Origin of the sequence: Pseudomonas sp. UM16 (genome assembly GCF_050312595.1) — a bacterium.
Taxonomy (GTDB): Bacteria; Pseudomonadota; Gammaproteobacteria; order Pseudomonadales; family Pseudomonadaceae; genus Aquipseudomonas.
The window spans coordinates 84823-102745 of sequence record NZ_JBNPJT010000016.1 but is presented as its reverse complement, the minus strand read 5'-3'; the positions used below and the strand labels follow the sequence as shown (position 1 = coordinate 102745).

The 17923-nt window shown below is 60.4% G+C and carries 18 protein-coding genes and 1 pseudogene; 14 read left to right on the top strand and 5 right to left on the bottom strand.

Annotation, left to right across the window (positions count from 1 at the left end; all coding sequences use genetic code 11):
- Positions 1-62: 62 nt before the first annotated feature.
- Positions 63-770, bottom strand: a complete 708-nt coding sequence (locus ACQRAX_RS19465; protein WP_412041099.1) for an OmpA family protein — start codon at positions 768-770, stop codon at positions 63-65.
- A gap of 90 nt (positions 771-860) precedes the next feature.
- Positions 861-1547, bottom strand: coding sequence for an OmpA family protein (locus tag ACQRAX_RS19460; RefSeq protein ID WP_412041100.1), 687 nt, complete (start codon positions 1545-1547; stop codon positions 861-863).
- Positions 1548-1706: 159 nt separating this feature from the next.
- Here ACQRAX_RS19460 and ACQRAX_RS19455 point away from each other — a divergent pair, with 159 nt between their 5' ends.
- The 7 genes from ACQRAX_RS19455 to ACQRAX_RS19425 all read left to right on the top strand — a co-directional run bounded on the left by ACQRAX_RS19455 (position 1707) and on the right by ACQRAX_RS19425 (position 9377).
- Positions 1707-2201 (top strand): DUF6231 family protein, encoded by a 495-nt coding sequence (locus tag ACQRAX_RS19455; protein WP_412041101.1) that lies wholly within the window; start codon positions 1707-1709, stop codon positions 2199-2201.
- A gap of 4 nt (positions 2202-2205) precedes the next feature.
- Entirely contained in the window at positions 2206-2682 is a 477-nt protein-coding gene (locus ACQRAX_RS19450; RefSeq protein ID WP_412041102.1) for a YchJ family protein, read from the top strand.
- Positions 2683-2687: 5 nt separating this feature from the next.
- Entirely contained in the window at positions 2688-3158 is a 471-nt protein-coding gene (locus tag ACQRAX_RS19445; protein WP_412041103.1) for an LEA type 2 family protein, read from the top strand.
- 6 nt (positions 3159-3164) lie between these two features.
- Complete coding sequence (locus ACQRAX_RS19440; protein ID WP_400171984.1) at positions 3165-3365, top strand: SEC-C metal-binding domain-containing protein; 201 nt, start codon at positions 3165-3167, stop codon at positions 3363-3365.
- A gap of 113 nt (positions 3366-3478) precedes the next feature.
- Complete coding sequence (locus ACQRAX_RS19435) at positions 3479-5920, top strand: penicillin acylase family protein (protein WP_412041104.1); 2442 nt, start codon at positions 3479-3481, stop codon at positions 5918-5920.
- 186 nt (positions 5921-6106) lie between these two features.
- On the top strand, positions 6107-8155 hold the full coding sequence (locus tag ACQRAX_RS19430; RefSeq protein ID WP_412041105.1) for a c-type cytochrome: 2049 nt from the start codon (positions 6107-6109) through the stop codon (positions 8153-8155).
- 106 nt (positions 8156-8261) lie between these two features.
- Entirely contained in the window at positions 8262-9377 is a 1116-nt protein-coding gene (locus tag ACQRAX_RS19425) for a succinylglutamate desuccinylase/aspartoacylase family protein (RefSeq protein WP_412041106.1), read from the top strand.
- A 34-nt stretch (positions 9378-9411) separates the two neighbouring features.
- Here ACQRAX_RS19425 and ACQRAX_RS19420 read toward each other — a convergent pair whose 3' ends face one another.
- Both ACQRAX_RS19420 and dcd read right to left on the bottom strand, forming a co-directional pair.
- Entirely contained in the window at positions 9412-9645 is a 234-nt protein-coding gene (locus ACQRAX_RS19420) for a hypothetical protein (protein ID WP_412041107.1), read from the bottom strand.
- 99 nt (positions 9646-9744) lie between these two features.
- Complete coding sequence (dcd, locus tag ACQRAX_RS19415; RefSeq protein WP_028943496.1) at positions 9745-10311, bottom strand: dCTP deaminase; 567 nt, start codon at positions 10309-10311, stop codon at positions 9745-9747.
- Between the two features lie 350 nt (positions 10312-10661).
- Here dcd and ACQRAX_RS19410 point away from each other — a divergent pair, with 350 nt between their 5' ends.
- Positions 10662-10871: a cold-shock protein gene (locus tag ACQRAX_RS19410; RefSeq protein WP_010221054.1), complete on the top strand. Its 210-nt coding sequence runs from the start codon at positions 10662-10664 to the stop codon at positions 10869-10871.
- A gap of 134 nt (positions 10872-11005) precedes the next feature.
- Here ACQRAX_RS19410 and apbC read toward each other — a convergent pair whose 3' ends face one another.
- Positions 11006-12100: an iron-sulfur cluster carrier protein ApbC gene (gene apbC, locus ACQRAX_RS19405; RefSeq protein ID WP_045185763.1), complete on the bottom strand. Its 1095-nt coding sequence runs from the start codon at positions 12098-12100 to the stop codon at positions 11006-11008.
- Between the two features lie 156 nt (positions 12101-12256).
- Between apbC and metG the strand changes: the two genes are divergently transcribed.
- The 6 genes and pseudogenes from metG (at position 12257) to ACQRAX_RS19375 (ending at position 17923) form a co-directional block, all read left to right on the top strand.
- The gene (gene metG / locus ACQRAX_RS19400) at positions 12257-14296 is read left to right on the top strand and encodes a methionine--tRNA ligase (RefSeq protein ID WP_412041108.1); all 2040 of its coding nucleotides are present in this window, start codon (positions 12257-12259) and stop codon (positions 14294-14296) included.
- Between the two features lie 90 nt (positions 14297-14386).
- Entirely contained in the window at positions 14387-14968 is a 582-nt protein-coding gene (locus tag ACQRAX_RS19395) for an Rnf-Nqr domain containing protein (RefSeq protein ID WP_412041109.1), read from the top strand.
- A pseudogene (rsxB, locus tag ACQRAX_RS19390) lies at positions 14965-15804 on the top strand (electron transport complex subunit RsxB); the annotation flags it as partial. The gene ACQRAX_RS19395 and the pseudogene rsxB, both read left to right, overlap by 4 nt.
- A 1-nt stretch (position 15805) precedes the next feature.
- Complete coding sequence (locus tag ACQRAX_RS19385) at positions 15806-16792, top strand: RnfABCDGE type electron transport complex subunit D (protein WP_412041110.1); 987 nt, start codon at positions 15806-15808, stop codon at positions 16790-16792.
- The gene (locus tag ACQRAX_RS19380; RefSeq protein WP_412041111.1) at positions 16789-17406 is read left to right on the top strand and encodes an RnfABCDGE type electron transport complex subunit G; all 618 of its coding nucleotides are present in this window, start codon (positions 16789-16791) and stop codon (positions 17404-17406) included. Before ACQRAX_RS19385 ends, ACQRAX_RS19380 begins: the two co-directional genes overlap by 4 nt.
- Positions 17399-17923 (top strand): Rnf-Nqr domain containing protein, encoded by a 525-nt coding sequence (locus ACQRAX_RS19375; protein WP_412041112.1) that lies wholly within the window; start codon positions 17399-17401, stop codon positions 17921-17923. Before ACQRAX_RS19380 ends, ACQRAX_RS19375 begins: the two co-directional genes overlap by 8 nt.

Sequence of the window (17923 nt, the reverse complement as noted above, 5' to 3'; positions counted from 1 at the left end):
CGCCTGTAGCCGGCATCGCCTGCAACATTAACGGCTGGCACTGCCCCACACCAGCGCCCTGATCAATTGAGGTGCAGTTCAACCCTGCGGTTTTGCGCACGACCGGCCTCAGTCTCATTATCAGCAATAGGTTCGCTCTCGCCGCGGCCCATACTGGTCACTTTCGACGGCGACAGTCCCTGGTTGATCAAGTATTCGGCGACACTACTCGCGCGCTGCTCGGACAGTGTTTGGTTATAGGCGTCGGAGCCACGGCTATCGGTGTGCCCAATTACCTTGACGCTGACTACGCTGGACGCATTGAGCTTGCTGATCAACGCCTGCAACTGGCTATCGGCGCTGCTGGTCAGGTCAGCAGAGTCATAGGCGAACATCACCGCGCCCTGATCATTAAGCGTGATAACTTCAGGTTCGACAGCTTTCTCGGTCACCGGATACTGTGGCAGTGGGCAACCGGTATGACTGACCGGGGTATTGGCCGGGGTATCCGGGCAGCGATCGCGGCGATCGAATACGCCATCTTCATCCTCATCACCGTCCTGGGCATAACAGATCAGACCACCAGCGATGGCTCCGGCGACACCGCCACCGGCCGCCCAGGCAGAACTTTCGATAGCCCCCAATCCGCCACCTACCAAACCACCCAGCAGGCTGCAAATTGGCCAGGTCCTTTGATTGAGTGGCGCGCTGCCATCGCTGTGGGTGGCGCAACCAGAAAGCAGGCTTGCAGCCACCAGCACCGGCACTGCGGCCTTGAAGAGAACACTCATGGGAATTGCTCCTGTGTCACCGGCGTCTACCGGTCACACAGGAGTAAAGACCGGCCTGCGGCACTTCTCAAGCCGCAGGCCGATTGGGCTTCAACGCTCGATGCGAATCTCTACACGGCGGTTCATTGCCCGACCTTCAGCAGTGGAGTTGTCGGCTTCTGGCCGAGACTCACCTGCCCCCTGCACTGCAACGAAGCTGGCTTGCGGCACACCGCTGCTGACCAGATAGTCGGTGACCGACTGGGCGCGTTGTTCCGACAATTTCTCGTTATAAGCATCTCGACCGACGCTGTCGGTGTGTCCGGTCACCGTCAGTCTGGCGGTAGGTGCCTCATTTTTCAGGCGGGTCGCGATGGTGTTCAAGCGCTCTTTGTCTGCCGGGGTCAGCCGAGCAGAGTCGAACTCAAAGTGCACATCGCGAATGACGATGACCTCTTCCTTGACCACAACCACTTCCTCGACCGCAGGTGCGGGTGGGCAACCGTTGGCATCCACTTGTACACCCGGTGGTGTGCCCGGACACTTGTCACGGCTGTCCGGTACGCCGTCACCGTCTTCGTCGCCATCGCCGTGGGCCCAGCAGTAGCCCGCCGCCATCCCAGCGCCAAGTAACGCGCCCCACCCAGCCCAACTCGAGCTCTCTATAGCGCCCAACGCCGCGCCACCTACACCCCCGACGGCAGCACACATCGGCCAGTCGGTCTTTTGTAAACCTGCGCAACCAGTCAACACGCTGGTGAGCAGAACCAGAGGTAATGCTGTGCGTACTATGCTCATTTGTTGCGTCTCCTAGGGGGAATCGGTTCAAAACCGATGCTCTGGGAGTAAAGACCGCGCACACCATCTCCGCCAGCAATAAGCCATGATGCGGCTCTCAGCCACTATGCCTGAGGGACCGAGATGGTTAGTCTTGACGCATCTGACCGAGGGTTCCCGATGATTGACGGATTTTCCCAGCGCACGCCCCAACAGGCCCTGGCAGCGCTACTTGAACGCCACCCACCGCAACGTTTGTTGCTGGTCGGCAGCCGCTTTCCAGCCCTGGAGGCCTTTGCCCAGGCACATCCGCAGGTCGAGATTGCCCAAGCCCAACCCGGTCCCCTGCCAGAAAACCTGGCGGCTCAGCGTTTTGACCTGGCCTTGCTGGTCGATTGTCTGGAGCACCTGCCCAAGCGCAAGGGCCTGGAACTATTGGGCGGCATCCGCAACCTCAATGCCAGCCGCGTGGCAGTGCTGGCCGACCTGCACGCCTGCGGCTGGCAAGACACCGACTTCTTCGCCCTGGCCATGCACGCCAACGAAAAATTTCAGCGAGATGATCAGGTATTGAGCCTGTTCACCTATGATCTACGTGACTACAAACAGGTCCCGGATTGGCTCAACGCCAAGTTCTGGGCCAATCCGCAAAATTTTGGCAAGTACTGGTGGTGAAACAATGAGTGTCTCGGTATGTCCCTGCGGCAGCGGTAACCTGCTTGACGCCTGTTGCGGACACTATCACGCCGGACATCCGGCCCCTGACGCGCAAGCGCTGATGCGCTCGCGCTACAGTGCTTACGTGCTGGGGTTGATTGATTACCTGGTGAGCACCACCCTGCCCGCGCAGCAGGCGGGCCTGGATCGTGACAGCATCAAAGCCTGGAGCACCCAAAGCACCTGGCTGGGCCTTGAAGTGGAAAGCGCCGAAGTGTTCGGCGGTCAGCCTGAGCATGCCTTTGTCACCTTCACTGCGCGCTGGCATGACAACGACGGTGAACACAGCCATCGCGAGCGCTCGGCCTTTGTGCAAAATGCCGGGCACTGGTACTTCATCGACCCGACCGTGGGCCTGAAGGCCGGGCGTAACGATGCCTGCCCCTGCGCCAGCGGGCAGAAATTCAAGAAGTGCTGCGCCAGTTATCTGGGGAGCTGAAGCCTATGGCCCGCCTGTTGTTGTTCAGCTTCCTGATACTGCAACTGACGGGCTGCGCCAGCTGGCTAAGCGACGACTATCGTGATCCCGAGGTGCACCTGGTCAAGGTCGAGGTGGTCAAGGTGCGTCTGTTGGAGCAGGAGTTCATCCTCCATGTGCGCGTCGACAATCCCAACGACGGGCGCCTGTTCATCCGCTATCTGAACTACAGAGTGCGCCTCAATGATTTGCTCCTGACCGAAGGCGAGGAGAGTCTGTGGCGCAGCGTTGGCGGGCACGCGCGGCGAACCTTCAAAATTCCGGTGCGTACCAATCTCTGGCAACAGGTCAAACCGTTGGCGAAAATGCTCAAAAATACCGACCAGCCACTGCGTTACCGCCTCGATGGCGAACTTATCAGCGGATTAATCTTCTCCCGCGAACTGCACTTATCGCGCAGTGGTGAGATAATTCCCGGCGATCTTTTACCGGAGTAACCCGCAATGACCCAACAACCCCATGTCCATGGCCCTGACTGCAACCACGATCATGATCACCACGATCATGACCACGGCCATGTTCACGGCCCGCACTGCAACCACGCCCACCAGGAACCGGTGCGCAACGCCCTGAAGGATGTTGGCCGCAACGATCCGTGCCCATGCGGCAGCAACAAGAAGTTCAAGAAGTGCCACGGAGCCTGATTTTCGCCCCGTAACAGGGCTTTGAAAATAAAGGCTGTGCCGCCGCTTGCATGGCGTGGTCGGGCTCACTAACGTAGCGCCTTTTAGACGCCACGCCCTGCAGGAGCCCGACCATGGCCGCGCCAGCCTTCCCCCCTTTCCACCCCCGGTTCGGCGTAGCCGCAGCGATGTTCGGCTTGCTTGCGGTGAGCGGCTGTCAAATGGGCGGCTATCGCGACAGCGTGCTACCGGTCAGCGGTGTGCAGCCACTCAAGGGCCTGGCCCAGAACGTCTCGGTACGACGCAATGCCTTGGGCATGCCGTTGATTGAAAGCAACAACTTCCACGATGCGCTGTTCGCCTTGGGCTATGTACATGCCGGTGACCGTATCGGCCAGATGGTCGGCATGCGCTTGTTGGCGCAGGGTCGCCTGGCCGAGATCGCTGGCGCAGATGTACTGGAAGTCGACCGCCTGATGCGCGGCGCCAACCTCAAACAAACCGCCAATCAGCTGTATGCCGATGCCTCGCCACGCCTGAAGCGCTTCTTCGAAGTTTATGCCCGTGGTGTCAACGCTTACCTGTTCCGCTACCGCGACCGCTTGCCGGCACCGTTGGCGCAAAGCGGCTACCGCCCGGAATACTGGAAACCTGAAGACTCGGCACTGATATTCTGTCTGTACAACTTCAGTCAGTCGGTGAACCTGCAAGAAGAGCTGGCCGCCCTGACCCTGACGCAGAAAGTTGGCAGCGACAAACTGGCCTGGCTGTTACCCAGCTACCCGGATGAACCGTTGCCATTGGCCGAGTCCGAGAAACTCAAGGGCCTGAACCTCAACAGTCAACTCGCCGGGCTGGCAGCGCTGACTGGTGCCAGTGAACAACTGGCGACGCTCAACCTGCTAGGTACGGCGGGCTCCAGCAACTGGGCGATCGCCCCGCAACGCAGCCGCAGCGGCAAGAGCCTGCTGGCCAGCGACACCCTCAGCGCCTGGGCCATGACCCCAGTGCAGATTCGCGCCCCCAAGTACCAGGCTGCCGGGGTGTCGATTGCCGGTCTGCCACTACTGCTTTCCGGCTACAACGGCAAACTGGCCTGGAGCACCAGTGCGGTCATGGCCGACAACCAGGACCTGTTCCTGGAGCGGATTAAACGCGAAGGCAACCGCCTGATGTACCAGGCCGATGGTAAGTGGCTGCCCGCGTTGGCGCGCAACGAAACCTTCTTCATCAAGGGCCAGCGTCCACAGCGCGAAACCCTGTATGACACCCGTCACGGCACACTGCTCACCAGTGCTCAAAACGCCAGTCTCGGCCTGGCTCTGCAAATGCCCCAGCTCAAGGGTGACCAGAGCATGGACGCGTTCTTCAATCTGTCGCGGGCACAGAACGTCGAGCGCGCTTTCGATAACACCCGGGAAATCGGCGCCGCTGCGCTGAACTTTGTCTTCGCCGACGCCAGCAACATTGGCTGGCAGGTCAGTGGGCGTTTCCCCAATCGTCGCGAAGGCCAGGGCCTGTTGCCCTCACCGGGCTGGGAGGGGCGTTACGACTGGGATGGCTATGCCGACCCGATGCTCCATCCTTACGACCAGGATCCAGCCCAAGGCTGGTTGGGCAATGCCAACCAGCGCAGCGTGCCCAAAGGATATGGCATGCAATTGTCCAATAGCTGGTACTACCCTGAGCGCGCCGAACGCCTGGGGCAACTGGCCGCGAATGGCAAGCATGACAGCCGCAGCCTGATCACCATGCAAAACGACCAGACCAGCCTGTTCGCCAGCAAACTCAAGCAGATGTTCGAAGCGCCTGGCATGGCGCAGCCGCTCAAGCAGGCAATCGATGCCTTGCCAAGTGATCAGCGCAGCAAAGCCCGCGAAGCCTACACCCGGCTGATGGCATTCGATGGACGCCTGAATACCACCTCGGCCGATGCCGCCCTGTATGAGTTGTTCCTGCAAGAGAGCGCGAAACAAACCTTCCTCGACGAGCTGGGCCCGGAATCTTCAGCGGCCTGGCAGGCCCTGGTCGGCAATGCGCGCTTGTCGTATTCGGCCCAGGCCGACCATTTGCTCGGTCGCGAGGACAGCCCGTTCTGGGACGACCAGCGCACCCCACAGAAGGAAGACAAACCCGCAATTCTCGCCCGCAGCCTGGCGGCCGCGATCAGCGCCGGGGAAGTACAACTGAGCCAAGACCGACGCGCCTGGCAATGGGGCAAATTGCACCCATTGCGCTGGCCGACACCGACCTTCCATGGCCTGGGAGACGCTGTCAGCCGTAGCCCACAGGCTAGCGGTGGCGACCACAGCACCTTGAACCTGGCACCGTATGCCTGGGGCAAAGACTTCAACAGTCACTTGCCGCCGTCGCTGCGCATGGTGGTGGACTTCGGCCAGATCGAACCGCTGCAGTTGCAAAGCAGCAGCGGCCAGTCCGGCAACCCGGCCAGCCCGCACTTTGCCGATGCTCTGGACGCCTGGTTCAAGGGCCGTTACATGAGTTTGCCGCTGCAGCCGCAGAACGCTGACCGGGCCTATGGCAACAAGCGCCTGACCCTGGTGCCCGGCAAGTAACCCTCCTTCCCCCGCAGCCGGTGCAATGCCGGCTGCGCTGATCCAAATCAACTGCACCTGCGAGCAATTGCTCTAAAACGAAACTCAGACGAGCTTCGTCTTTAGTGCTGCCTGATGAATCATAAAAACGATTGCGCGCCGGTGCCCAGGGCACAGACCCAGACCGGGTGAATAAAGGAATATGCAATGGCTTCTGTTCTTTCGCGTCTGGCCCTGTGCGCCACGACGCTGTTGCTGATACCCGCCCTTTACGCCAGCGAGCCAGACACAGCCGTGGCTGAGCCTGCCAACCAGACGCTGATCGAGCGTGGCCGCTACGTGGCCCAATTGGGTGACTGCATTGCCTGCCACACTGCCCCGCAAGGTGCACTGATGGCCGGTGGTCTACAGCTTAAAACGCCCATGGGCACTATTTATTCGAGCAATATCACCCCGGATCCGCAAACCGGAATTGGTCGCTACAGTTTCGAGCAGTTCGACACCGCGATGCGCGAAGGCATGAGCGCCGATGGCACCCATCTTTACCCCGCGATGCCCTACCCGTCCTACGCGAAAATGAGCGAAGCGGACATGCGCGCGCTATACGCCTACCTGATGCAGGGCGTGGCCCCCATCAGCCAGTCCAACCAGGCCGCCGACATGAGCTGGCCGTTCAACATGCGTTGGGGACTGGCGCTGTGGAACTGGGCGTTCCTCGACAACCAGCCCTTCGAACCTGACCCGAGCCGCGACCCGCTGATTAACCGTGGCGCCTATCTGGTCCAGGGCCTGGGCCATTGTGGCGCCTGTCATACCCCTCGAGGTATCGCCTTCCAGGAAAAAGCCATGAGCGACGCCGGCAGCAGCGGCAAGCACTTTCTCGCCGGGGAAACCGTCGAGCATTGGCGGGCGCTGAGCTTACGTAACCTATGGACGGTGCCAGACACCGTACAACTGCTCAAAACCGGGCAAAACCGCTTCGCCACCGTGTCCGGGAACATGGCCGATGTGATTCATCACAGCACTCAACACTTCAGCGACGCAGACCTGACGGCCATTGCCAGCTACCTCAAATCGCTACCACCAAGCGATGACGATTTACCCATGCCGGCGCTTGCATTGACGCCTGCGATACCGGCGGCTGACCTGTTCAGCAGCCGTGGTGGGCTGGGTTACACCCAGTTCTGCAGCGACTGTCACCGCGCCGATGGCGGCGGTGTGCCGGGCATGTTCCCACCATTGGCGGGCAATCCAAGCATTGCTTCCAGTGACCCGACGTCCCTGCTGCACATCACCCTGACCGGCTGGAAAACCGCACAAACAGCCACCCATTCGCGGGTCTACACCATGCCGGGGTTCGCCCGTTTGTCGGATCAGGAAATCGCCGAAATCCTCAGTTTCGTGCGCAGCCGTTGGGGTAACGACAGCTCGGCGGTCACTGCCCAGCAGGTGCAAAAACTGCGTGGCCAACTCAACCCGCAAACCACCGACTCCACAGCTTTTGAGACCCCACGTCTGGCCGACCTGCTCGCTGCCGCCAATGCCGACCAGGTCATCCGCGGCATGCGCCTGCACCTGCAAACCAAGGAGCTGCTACCGGACAACGTCGGCAATGCGCTGAACTGCACCAGTTGCCACCTCAACGCTGGCACCGTGGCTGACGGCTCACCGTTCGTTGGCGTGTCGGCGTTTTTCCCCGGTTACGCGCCACGTGCCGGCAAAGTCATCACCCTCGAAGAACGCATCAATGGCTGCTTTCGCCGCTCGATGAACGGCACGCCGATTCCAGCACAATCTGCGGATATGCAGGCCATGGTTGCCTATTTCGAGTGGATGAAGAACAACACTCAACCCGGCGACAAAGTGGCTGGGCGTGGTGTCGGCAAGATCGATCCGGCCATCAAGCCGAACCTTGAGAACGGTGAGCAGATCTACGTCAAACAATGCGCTGTATGTCACGGCAGCAACGGCGAAGGTCTGGCTCGCGCCGATGGCAGCCTGGTGTTTCCACCGCTGTGGGGTGAGCAGTCCTTCAACATCGGCGCCGGCATGGCCCGTACCTACACTGCTGCTGCCTTCGTCAAACGCAACATGCCGATCGGCTTTCATGAACGCTTTCCCCTCGGCCAGGGCGGCCTGAGTGACCAGGAGGCAGTGGATGTCGCTGCCTGGTTCTCCCAGCAACCGCGCCCGGACTTCGCGGACAAGGTCAAGGACTGGCCCAACGGCGGTAAACCGGTGGATGCACGCTACTGACACGCTAGAGGGGGAGCGCAACCTGCGCGCGGGGCAACTTTATGCTTATATCATCATGCCCGCCGGCGTAGTCTGGCTCTCCCAGGACCGACCCACTAGGACTGATATGCATCATTCTACCCATGACATTCTGGCACCGGTTCCAGGCATTGCCCGCCAGATCCACAGCTTCCACTTCGGCCCCCGGGGCGCCGGCAAGATCTACATCCAGGCTTCCCTGCACGCCGACGAACTGCCCGGCATGCTGGTCGCCTGGCACCTCAAGCAACGCTTGAGCGAACTCGAAGCCCACGGTGTGTTACGCCGTGAAATCGTTCTGGTGCCGATCGCCAACCCGGTCGGCCTCGAACAAGTACTGATGGATGTGCCTTTGGGTCGCTTCGAGCTGCAAAGCGGTGAGAACTTCAACCGTAACTTTGTCGACCTGAGCGATTCGATCGGCGATCAAATCGAAGCTCACCTCACCCAGGACCCAACGCACAACGTGGCCTTGATCCGCGAATGCCTGCGCCGTGCCCTGGACGCACAACCGGCGCGCACCCCGCTGCAATCGCAACGCCTGACCCTGCAACGCCTGGCCTGCGACGCCGAGATGGTGCTGGACCTGCATTGTGACTTCGACGCCGTCGCCCACCTTTACACCACCCCCGAAGCCTGGCCTCAGGTCGAGCCGTTGGCATGCTATCTCGGTACCCAGGCCAGCCTGTTGGCCACCGACTCCGGCGGCCAGTCCTTCGATGAGTGTTTCACCCTGGTCTGGTGGCAGTTGCAGCAGCGCTTCGGCAAACAGTTTCCGATCCCCCAGGGCAGCTTTTCGGTCACCGTCGAGCTGCGCGGCCAAGGCGATGTAAGCCACCCGCTGGCAGAAAAGGATTGCGCGGCGATTCTCGATTATCTGACTCGATACGGCGCCATTGAAGGCCAGGCCACCAGCCTGCCCGCGCTGGCGTACCCCGCTACTCCGCTTGCCGGCGTCGAGCCTGTGGCCACACCGCTGGGCGGCCTGTTGGTCTTTCACGCCAAGCCTGGGCAATACCTGGAAGCTGGCCAATTGATCGCTGAAGTCATCGACCCGCTCACGGATCGAGTAACCCCGGTGCGCAACGTCCAGCCAGGCTTGATGTATGCCCGTTCGCTACGACGCATGGCCACTGCTGGCATGGTCATCGCCCATGTCGCCGGGCGCCAAGCCTATCGCAGTGGCTATCTGTTATCGCCTTGAGCGTAACGTTTTCGGTGCTTGGCGCCGGTAAGTTTCAGGCCACAGGAGCAGGCGGTGGTTCGTCCGGCAAGGTCGGTTCACCGGGCTCCATTGGTGGGTTTTCACCGGGTTGCGGTTGATCGGGTGTATCCGGGTCGGGCTGACCGGGTACGCCGCCAACCTGGGCGAGGTGTGGGTGCGGATGGGCAAGCAGCGACCAGGCCAACACCCCCACGCTATTGGGCTGCAACACGGCCAGCTTGGCACTGATGGACGGGTCGAGTTTCATCGGCGGCTCCTTGGCGACGTTCGCCAGGCCTATTGCCTGGCGCAACGATTCAAGACGTTAGAGTCCGCGGGCGGGTAAGAATTCCCGCGTTTCGTCGGCTCAAGTACGCGGCAGGGTGACGCCACGCTGGCCTTGGTATTTGCCGCCACGGTCCTTATAGGACACTTCGCACTCTTCGTCGGACTCGAGGAACAGCATCTGTGCCACACCTTCGTTGGCATAGATCTTCGCCGGCAAGGTGGTGGTATTGGAGAATTCCAGGGTCACGTGGCCTTCCCACTCCGGTTCCAGCGGGGTGACGTTGACGATGATGCCGCAACGGGCATAAGTGCTCTTGCCCAGGCAGATGGTCAGGACATTGCGCGGAATGCGGAAATACTCGACGGTGCGGGCCAGGGCGAAGGAGTTCGGCGGGATGATGCAAACGTCGCTCTTGACATCGACAAAGCTGCCGGCGTCGAAGTTTTTCGGATCGACGGTGGCCGAGTTGATATTGGTAAACACCTTGAACTCGTCGGCGCAGCGTACGTCGTAGCCGTAGCTGGAAACGCCGAAGGAGATCAGCCGGTTGTCGCTCTCACCGCGCACCTGGCGCTCGACGAACGGCTCGATCATGCCGTGTTCCTGCGCCATGCGGCGAATCCACTTGTCCGATTTGATGCTCATGGCGGGTGTCCTGAAGTTACGAGGTGAAGAAATTCTGAGGCGCATCTTACCGGGCCCGGCGCCCGGTTCAAAGTTCAATGCACCGTCAGGCGTCGAATCCCCGTATGGCGGGGCCTTCAGCGAGGGTGACAGCACCGTCAGTCATGATTTGCGCGAAAGCTGAACAAGACCATTGGCACGTTCTGGAAAAAGGGTTAAGGTGACGCCACTGTGCTGCACGTGTCACTGAGAATATCTACCTGATGCAAGATTTCGATCAACCCATCTTCATGAATTTTCTGCCTCTTTGCACTCAGTCTCGGCCAGGGCGTTTCCTGAGTCGTAGTTAACTTTGTCCAAGGAGACAGACCATGTCCAATCGCCAAACCGGTACCGTTAAGTGGTTCAACGATGAAAAAGGCTTCGGCTTCATCACCCCACAATCCGGTGACGACCTGTTCGTACACTTCAAAGCCATCAAGGCTGACGGCTTCAAGAGCCTGAAAGAAGGCCAAGCGGTCTCTTTCATCGCTACCCGCGGTCAGAAAGGCATGCAGGCTGAAGAAGTAGAAGTTATCTAACTTCCGCTTTACAGCTTGAAAAAAGCCCCGCCCTTAACAGGCGGGGCTTTTTTTATGCCTACGATTCAAGACCGTAGGAACGGATTCATCCGCGAAGGGGCGCAGTGCACCCCAGAAAATGAACGAATCCTAAATCAGTCTTCGCTGATGGTGATATTCGGCATGGCCGGCGCTGCAGCTTCCTGCAACACAATCCGCGCACCCACCTGACGCGCCAGCTCCTGGTAGACCATGGCGATCTGACTCTCCGGCTCGGCAATGGCTGTTGGTTTGCCGCTATCTGCTTGCTCACGAATCAACATCGACAGCGGCAGTGAGGCCAGCAGCTCGACGCCGTATTGCGACGCCAACTTCTCACCACCACCTTCGCCAAACAAATGCTCGGCGTGGCCACAGTTTGAACAGATATGCACGGCCATGTTCTCGACCACGCCCAATACCGGGATATTGACCTTGCGGAACATCTCCACGCCTTTCTTGGCGTCAATCAGCGCCAGGTCTTGCGGAGTGGTAACGATCACTGAACCTGCCACCGGCACTTTCTGCGCCAGGGTCAGTTGAATGTCGCCAGTGCCTGGCGGCATGTCGATGACCAGATAATCCAGGTTGTCCCAGGCGGTTTGGGTGACCAATTGCAGCAACGCCCCGGAAACCATCGGCCCACGCCAGACCATCGGCGTGTTGTCATCGGTCAGGAAAGCCATCGACATGACTTCCACACCGTGCGCCTTAAGTGGCACGAACCACTTCTGGTCACGGATCTGCGGACGCGTGCGCTCAGGGATGCCGAACATCACACCCTGACTCGGGCCATAGATGTCGGCATCGAGAATACCCACCCGCGCCCCTTCCCGGGCCAGGGCCAAGGCCAGGTTGGCCGCCGTCGTCGACTTGCCCACACCGCCCTTGCCCGAGGCCACGGCAATGATGTTCTTGACGTTGGCAAGGCCGGGGATCTGCGCCTGCGCCTTGTGCTCGGCGATCACGCAATTGATCTCGACCCGAGCCGAGGCAACCCCGTCAATGCCTTCGATGGCGGTTTGCAGCACCTGCGCCCAGCCATTTTTGAACAGACCAGCTGCATAACCGAGTTGCAACTGGACACTGACCTGCTCGCCCTGGATGTCGATCGCCTGCACACAGCCGGCACTGACTGGGTCCAGGTTCAGGTAAGGGTCGGTGTACTGGCGAAGAACGGCTTCGACGGCTGCGCGAGTGACGGCACTCATGGAGACTCCCGTGATAAAGACTGAGTAAAACAGACCACTATGCTAACCCGCGAAACATCCACAGATACGTCCATGGGGTGAAATAAATTTCCCGGCGTTTTATAGTGGCCGATCACCGTTTCATCTCAAGTAGCCGAAAAAAGTAGCCGAGCCCCCATGTCCGAGCCACGTCAGATTCTCGTCACCAGCGCCCTGCCCTATGCCAATGGTTCCATTCACCTTGGCCATATGCTCGAGTACATCCAGACAGACATGTGGGTGCGCTACCAGAAGCATCGCGGCAACCAATGCGTGTACGTCTGTGCCGACGACGCCCACGGTTCGGCCATCATGCTGCGCGCTGAAAAAGAAGGCATCACCCCTGAGCAACTGATTGCCGCCGTCCAGGCTGAGCACAGCGGGGATTTTGCCGACTTCCTGGTCGACTTCGACAATTTCCACTCGACCCACGCCGAAGAAAACCGCGAGCTGTCGAGCCAGATCTACCTCAAGTTGCGTGATGCTGGGCACATTGCTACCCGTTCGATCACCCAATACTTCGACCCGGACAAAAAAATGTTCCTGGCCGACCGCTTCATCAAAGGCACCTGCCCCAAGTGTGCCGCTGAAGACCAGTACGGCGACAACTGTGAAAAGTGCGGCGCCACCTATGCGCCAACCGAGCTGAAGAACCCCAAGTCGGCGATTTCCGGCGCCACACCGGTGCTCAAGGATTCCCAGCATTTCTTCTTCAAGCTGCCTGACTTCCAGGCCATGCTCCAGCAGTGGACCCGTAGCGGCACCCTGCAGGACGCCGTGGCCAACAAGATCGCCGAGTGGCTGGATGCCGGCCTGCAGGAATGGGACATTTCCCGTGACGCGCCGTACTTCGGCTTCGAGATCCCTGACGAGCCAGGCAAGTACTTCTACGTCTGGCTGGACGCACCGATCGGCTACATGGCCAGCTTCAAGAATCTCTGCGCCCGTCGCCCGGAGCTGGATTTCGATGCGTTCTGGAACAAGGACTCCAAGGCCGAGCTGTACCATTTCATCGGCAAGGACATCGTCAATTTCCACGCCCTGTTCTGGCCTGCCATGCTTGAAGGCGCCGGCTATCGCAAGCCGACTGCGATCAACGTCCACGGCTACCTGACCGTCAACGGCTCGAAGATGTCGAAATCCCGCGGCACCTTCATCAAGGCCCGCACTTACCTTGACCACCTGTCGCCGGAATACCTGCGTTACTACTACGCCTCCAAGCTCGGCCGCGGTGTCGACGACCTCGACCTGAACCTGGAAGACTTCGTACAGAAGGTCAATTCCGATCTGGTCGGCAAGGTGGTCAACATTGCCAGCCGTTGCGCCGGGTTCATCCAGAAGGGCAATGATGGCGTGATGGTCGCTGGCGATGCCGCGCCTGAGCTGACCGAAGCCTTCCTGGCCGCTGCGCCGGGCATCGCCGAGGCCTATGAAGGACGCGACTTCGCCCGCGCCATGCGCGAGATCATGGGCCTGGCCGACCGTGCCAACGCCTGGATCGCCGACAAGGCGCCGTGGTCGCTGGCCAAGCAGGAAGGCAAGCAGGATGAAGTCCAGGCCATCTGTGCCCAGGGCATCAACCTGTTCCGTCAACTGGTGATCTTCCTCAAGCCGGTACTGCCGCTGCTGGCCGCCGACGCCGAGGCGTTCCTCAACGTTGCGCCACTGACCTGGAACGATCACCAGACTCGCCTGAGCAATCACCAGTTGAACCCGTTCAAGGCCCTGATGAGCCGTATCGACCCGGCCAAGGTCGAAGCCATGACCGTCGCCAGCAAAGAGGACCTGGCAGCCAGCCAGACTTCCGTGGTGACCGGCAATGGCGAACTGAGCAAAGATCCGCTGTCGGCCGAAATCGACTTCGACACCTTCGCAGCCGTCGACCTGCGCGTAGCACTGATCCTCAAGGCCGAAGCCGTTGAAGGTGCCGACAAGCTGCTGCGCCTGACGCTGGACATCGGTGACGAACAGCGCAACGTGTTCTCCGGCATCAAGTCAGCCTATCCGGACCCGACCAAGCTTGAAGGTCGCCTGACCATGATGATCGCCAACCTCAAGCCACGCAAAATGCGCTTTGGCATCTCCGAAGGCATGGTTATGGCGGCCGGCCCTGGTGGTGAAGAAATCTACCTGCTCAGCCCCGACAGCGGCGCCAAGCCAGGTCAGCGCATCAAGTAACGCCCTCGCCCCGGACGATTACGTCCGGGGCGTTCTCATCCTCGCCTCATTGCCGGATAATGGCGAACAGCCCTGGCAATGTGCACCTCCATGAGCGAATTCATCCTGGCCCTGATCAGCGCCGCGCTGGTCAACAATCTGATCCTGCATCAAGGATTGGCAATCGACCCGGCCTTGCAACCTTCGGCTGCTCACGAGCGCCGTCGACTGCATGCCTTGGGGCTGGCAACCCTGACGTTGCTGGTACTGGCCAGCAATCTCGGGCAACTGGCTTATCGCTACGTCCTACTCCCCCTGCAGCTTGATTACCTAGGTCTGTTCGTCCTTTTGCCGCTGTGTGTGCTGCTGATCGAGCCGTTGCTTGAACTGTTATCGCGAGCCTTGCCGACTTGGCCTTTCAAGGGGCTGACACCGTTACTGCTGGCTAATGTGGCACTGCTAGGCTTGAGCCTGCAGGTAACTGAAGGGGGTTATGGCGTCCTGCAGACCCTGGCCTGGAGCCTGGGTGGCGGGCTGGGCTTCTGGCTGACCCTGAGCCTGTTCGCCGACTTGCGTGAACGCAGCGACAACGAGGCAATTGCCCGCAGCTTTCGCGGCCTGCCTGTACACCTGATCGGCGCCGGCGTGATGGCCTTGGCGTTTCTCGGCTTCAACGGATTATTTACCTCATGAGTCTGATTCAACGCATCGATGCCCTGCTGCCGCAGACCCAATGCGGCAAGTGTGGCCACCCTGGCTGCAAGCCCTACGCAGAGGGACTGGCCAAGGGCGAAGCGATCAACAAATGTCCGCCAGGGGGCAGTGAAACCATCGCCGCCCTGGCCAATCTGCTGCACGTGCCGGTCATTGCCCTGGACCCCGAACGCGGCAGCGCACCGCCCCAGGTCGCCTTTATTCGCGAAGCCGAATGCATCGGCTGCACCAAATGCATCCAGGCTTGCCCGGTGGATGCGATTGTCGGCGCCGCGAAATTGATGCATACCGTCATCAGTGCCGAATGCACCGGCTGTGACCTGTGCGTAGCGCCCTGCCCGGTAGACTGCATCGACCTGCTGCCACTCACTGCAAACAGCAACATCATCGCAATTGTCGGGGGCCTGGCCGAAGACGACCGCACACTGGCTGCACGCAGCAACAAACGTAACCATGCCCGTCGACGCTTTGAGCTGCGCAACAGCCGCCTGCAACGCGAGGAAGCTCGCAAACAAGCCGAACGTGCCGCCCGCAGTCAACGCGCGGCTAGCAGCAACAGCGCAGATCAGGCGGTTATCAGCGATGACCCGATCAAAGCGGCCATCGAGCGGGTCAAGGCGCAGAAAGCTGCCGCTGCCGACGCTGCGTTGAAAAAGGCCAAGATTGCTGCCGCCATGAGCCGAGCCCAATTGCAAAAAGCCCGTAGCGCATTTGGTGATGTACCGAACGATGCCCAGCGCGCTCAGTTAGCTGAACTGGAACAGGAGGCCGAACAGGCTCAGGCACAACTGCAGGCTTTGCAACCGGCCCCCGCCCATGCCAGCCACTGATCTCAGCGAGCGCCTGCGCAGCACGATGCTGCTGGTACTACTGGCGTGTCTGCCAGGCGTGCTGACGCTGCTTTGGCAGCATGGCTGGGGCCTGCTGTTCAATCTACTGCTGTGTACCGGCACCGCCCTGGCCTGTGAAGCCTTGTTGCTCAAGCTGCAGCAACGACCTGTGCGGCCTTCGCTCAATGACGCCAGCGCCCTGGTCAGCGCCACCCTGCTTGCCGTTGCCTTGCCAGCCTACGCACCTTGGTGGGTGCCGGTTATCGCTACGGCGAGTGCCATTGGCCTGGGCAAGCATCTGTACGGCGGCATGGGTAAAAATCCATTCAACCCTGCCATGCTCGGCTATGCCGTGGTGTTGCTGGCCTTTGCCCAGCCCATGACACAGTGGCCTGGCGCACATTTGCTGGACCTTGGCAGCAGCCTGCAGCAGGTGTTTGGCTGGAGCAGTAGCGAGCAACCTGACGCTTGGGTCCAAGCCACCCTTCTCGACGGCTTGCGCAACAACCGCAGCCTGACCGTGGACGAGCTGTTCAGCAGTCACCCAGGCTTTGGCCATTGGGGTGGTAAAGGTAGCGAATGGGTCAACCTTGCGTTCTTGCTGGGTGGCCTGCTGCTGTTACAGCGCAAAGTGTTCAGCTGGCACGCGCCAGTAGGCTTGCTGGGCAGCCTGTTCGTGCTCAGCCTGCTGTTCTGGAATGGCTCCGGCTCGGACTCCAATGGCTCGCCGCTCCTGCATTTGTTCAGCGGTTCAACCATGCTGGCTGCCTTCTTCATTGCCACTGAACCGGTGTCCAGCCCCAAATCACCTCAGGCCAGATTGGCGTTTGGCATCGGCATGGGCATGCTGATCTACCTGATTCGTACCTGGGGCAGCTATCCCGACGGCACTGCGTTCGCCGTACTGCTGATGAACCTCTGCGTACCGGCACTGGAGCGCTGGGCCGAACGACGTCAGGGACTGCAATCATGAACCGCGCATCGATACGCAACGCTGCGCTGTTGTTGCTTATAGCGGTGCTGAGCCTGGGCAGCAGCGTGATCTGGCAGCACTTCAGCGCCAAGGATATTGCCCGCGCGCAGCAGCAACTCAAGGCGCAAACCTGGCTCAGCGTCCTGCCGAAACAGACCTATGACAACCAACCGTTGCAATCGCCTGTGGTGCTGAACAATCCTCGCCTCGACCACAGCCAGTTGCTGGCAGGCTATCGCGCCACTCGGGCTGGCCAGCCCAGTGCGCTGGTATTGCACAGCCAAGTCCAAGGTTACGGCGGCCCACTGCAACTGCTGATTGCCATCGACCCACAAGGCCGCCTGCTCGGCACTAAGGTCCTTCGCCAGGAAGAAACACCGGAATTGGGCGCCAAGCTAGTCGAACCGGGTAACACATGGCTACAAGGATTCATCGGTGCCAGTCGGAAAACCACCGCCGATACTGCCTGGGCGCTCAAGCGCGACAGCGGCCAGTTCGATCAACTGGCGGGCGCGACGGTCACCTCACGCGCCGTGATCCATGCCGTGCATGACGCCTTGCGCTACTTCGACGAACACCGTCAGCAGTTACTGGAGGGCGGCAGCGATGACTAGGCAATGGCTGGCGGCAGTGAGCCTGGCACCCCTGCTGGGCGCCACCCAAACACTGCTCAATGCGTGTGCCATTGCTGCTTTGAGTGCAGGGGTGATCGCCCTGCATCAATTGGCAATGAGGCCATTGCAGCACTGGCTTGCAGCCCGCAGCAGGCTGCTCGCCAGCGTCCTGCTCGCAGCGGCACTGGTGACCTGGCTGGAACTGAGCTTGCGCGCCTGGGCCCTACCGCTGTATCAGGCGCTGAGCCCCTATCCGGCATTGATCGCCGTACAATGCGTGGTGTTCGAGTTTGCTCAAGGTGAGCACCGTCGTTGGCGCAACAGTGTCCGCATACTGGCGGGTTTCGCCTCCTTGTGCATCGTTCTGGGGATGTGTCGCGAACTGCTGGCTGAATGGGCTGGGCTGCGCTTGGCGGCGTTGCTGCCCGGAGCTTTTTTTCTCTTGGGCTTGTTGCTAGCCCTGTACAACCTGGCTTGCCTGCGGCGAGCCTCCTCACGTCGTCAAGGAAAGCGTTGA

Coding starts and splice junctions, on each gene's coding strand:
- ACQRAX_RS19465 (WP_412041099.1), bottom strand. CDS start 770: ATGAGTGTTCTCTTCAAGGCCGCAGTGCCGGTGCTGGTGGCTGCAAGC.
- ACQRAX_RS19460 (WP_412041100.1), bottom strand. CDS start 1,547: ATGAGCATAGTACGCACAGCATTACCTCTGGTTCTGCTCACCAGCGTG.
- ACQRAX_RS19455 (WP_412041101.1), top strand. CDS start 1,707: ATGATTGACGGATTTTCCCAGCGCACGCCCCAACAGGCCCTGGCAGCG.
- ACQRAX_RS19450 (WP_412041102.1), top strand. CDS start 2,206: ATGAGTGTCTCGGTATGTCCCTGCGGCAGCGGTAACCTGCTTGACGCC.
- ACQRAX_RS19445 (WP_412041103.1), top strand. CDS start 2,688: ATGGCCCGCCTGTTGTTGTTCAGCTTCCTGATACTGCAACTGACGGGC.
- ACQRAX_RS19440 (WP_400171984.1), top strand. CDS start 3,165: ATGACCCAACAACCCCATGTCCATGGCCCTGACTGCAACCACGATCAT.
- ACQRAX_RS19435 (WP_412041104.1), top strand. CDS start 3,479: ATGGCCGCGCCAGCCTTCCCCCCTTTCCACCCCCGGTTCGGCGTAGCC.
- ACQRAX_RS19430 (WP_412041105.1), top strand. CDS start 6,107: ATGGCTTCTGTTCTTTCGCGTCTGGCCCTGTGCGCCACGACGCTGTTG.
- ACQRAX_RS19425 (WP_412041106.1), top strand. CDS start 8,262: ATGCATCATTCTACCCATGACATTCTGGCACCGGTTCCAGGCATTGCC.
- ACQRAX_RS19420 (WP_412041107.1), bottom strand. CDS start 9,645: ATGAAACTCGACCCGTCCATCAGTGCCAAGCTGGCCGTGTTGCAGCCC.
- dcd (WP_028943496.1), bottom strand. CDS start 10,311: ATGAGCATCAAATCGGACAAGTGGATTCGCCGCATGGCGCAGGAACAC.
- ACQRAX_RS19410 (WP_010221054.1), top strand. CDS start 10,662: ATGTCCAATCGCCAAACCGGTACCGTTAAGTGGTTCAACGATGAAAAA.
- apbC (WP_045185763.1), bottom strand. CDS start 12,100: ATGAGTGCCGTCACTCGCGCAGCCGTCGAAGCCGTTCTTCGCCAGTAC.
- metG (WP_412041108.1), top strand. CDS start 12,257: ATGTCCGAGCCACGTCAGATTCTCGTCACCAGCGCCCTGCCCTATGCC.
- ACQRAX_RS19395 (WP_412041109.1), top strand. CDS start 14,387: ATGAGCGAATTCATCCTGGCCCTGATCAGCGCCGCGCTGGTCAACAAT.
- ACQRAX_RS19385 (WP_412041110.1), top strand. CDS start 15,806: ATGCCAGCCACTGATCTCAGCGAGCGCCTGCGCAGCACGATGCTGCTG.
- ACQRAX_RS19380 (WP_412041111.1), top strand. CDS start 16,789: ATGAACCGCGCATCGATACGCAACGCTGCGCTGTTGTTGCTTATAGCG.
- ACQRAX_RS19375 (WP_412041112.1), top strand. CDS start 17,399: ATGACTAGGCAATGGCTGGCGGCAGTGAGCCTGGCACCCCTGCTGGGC.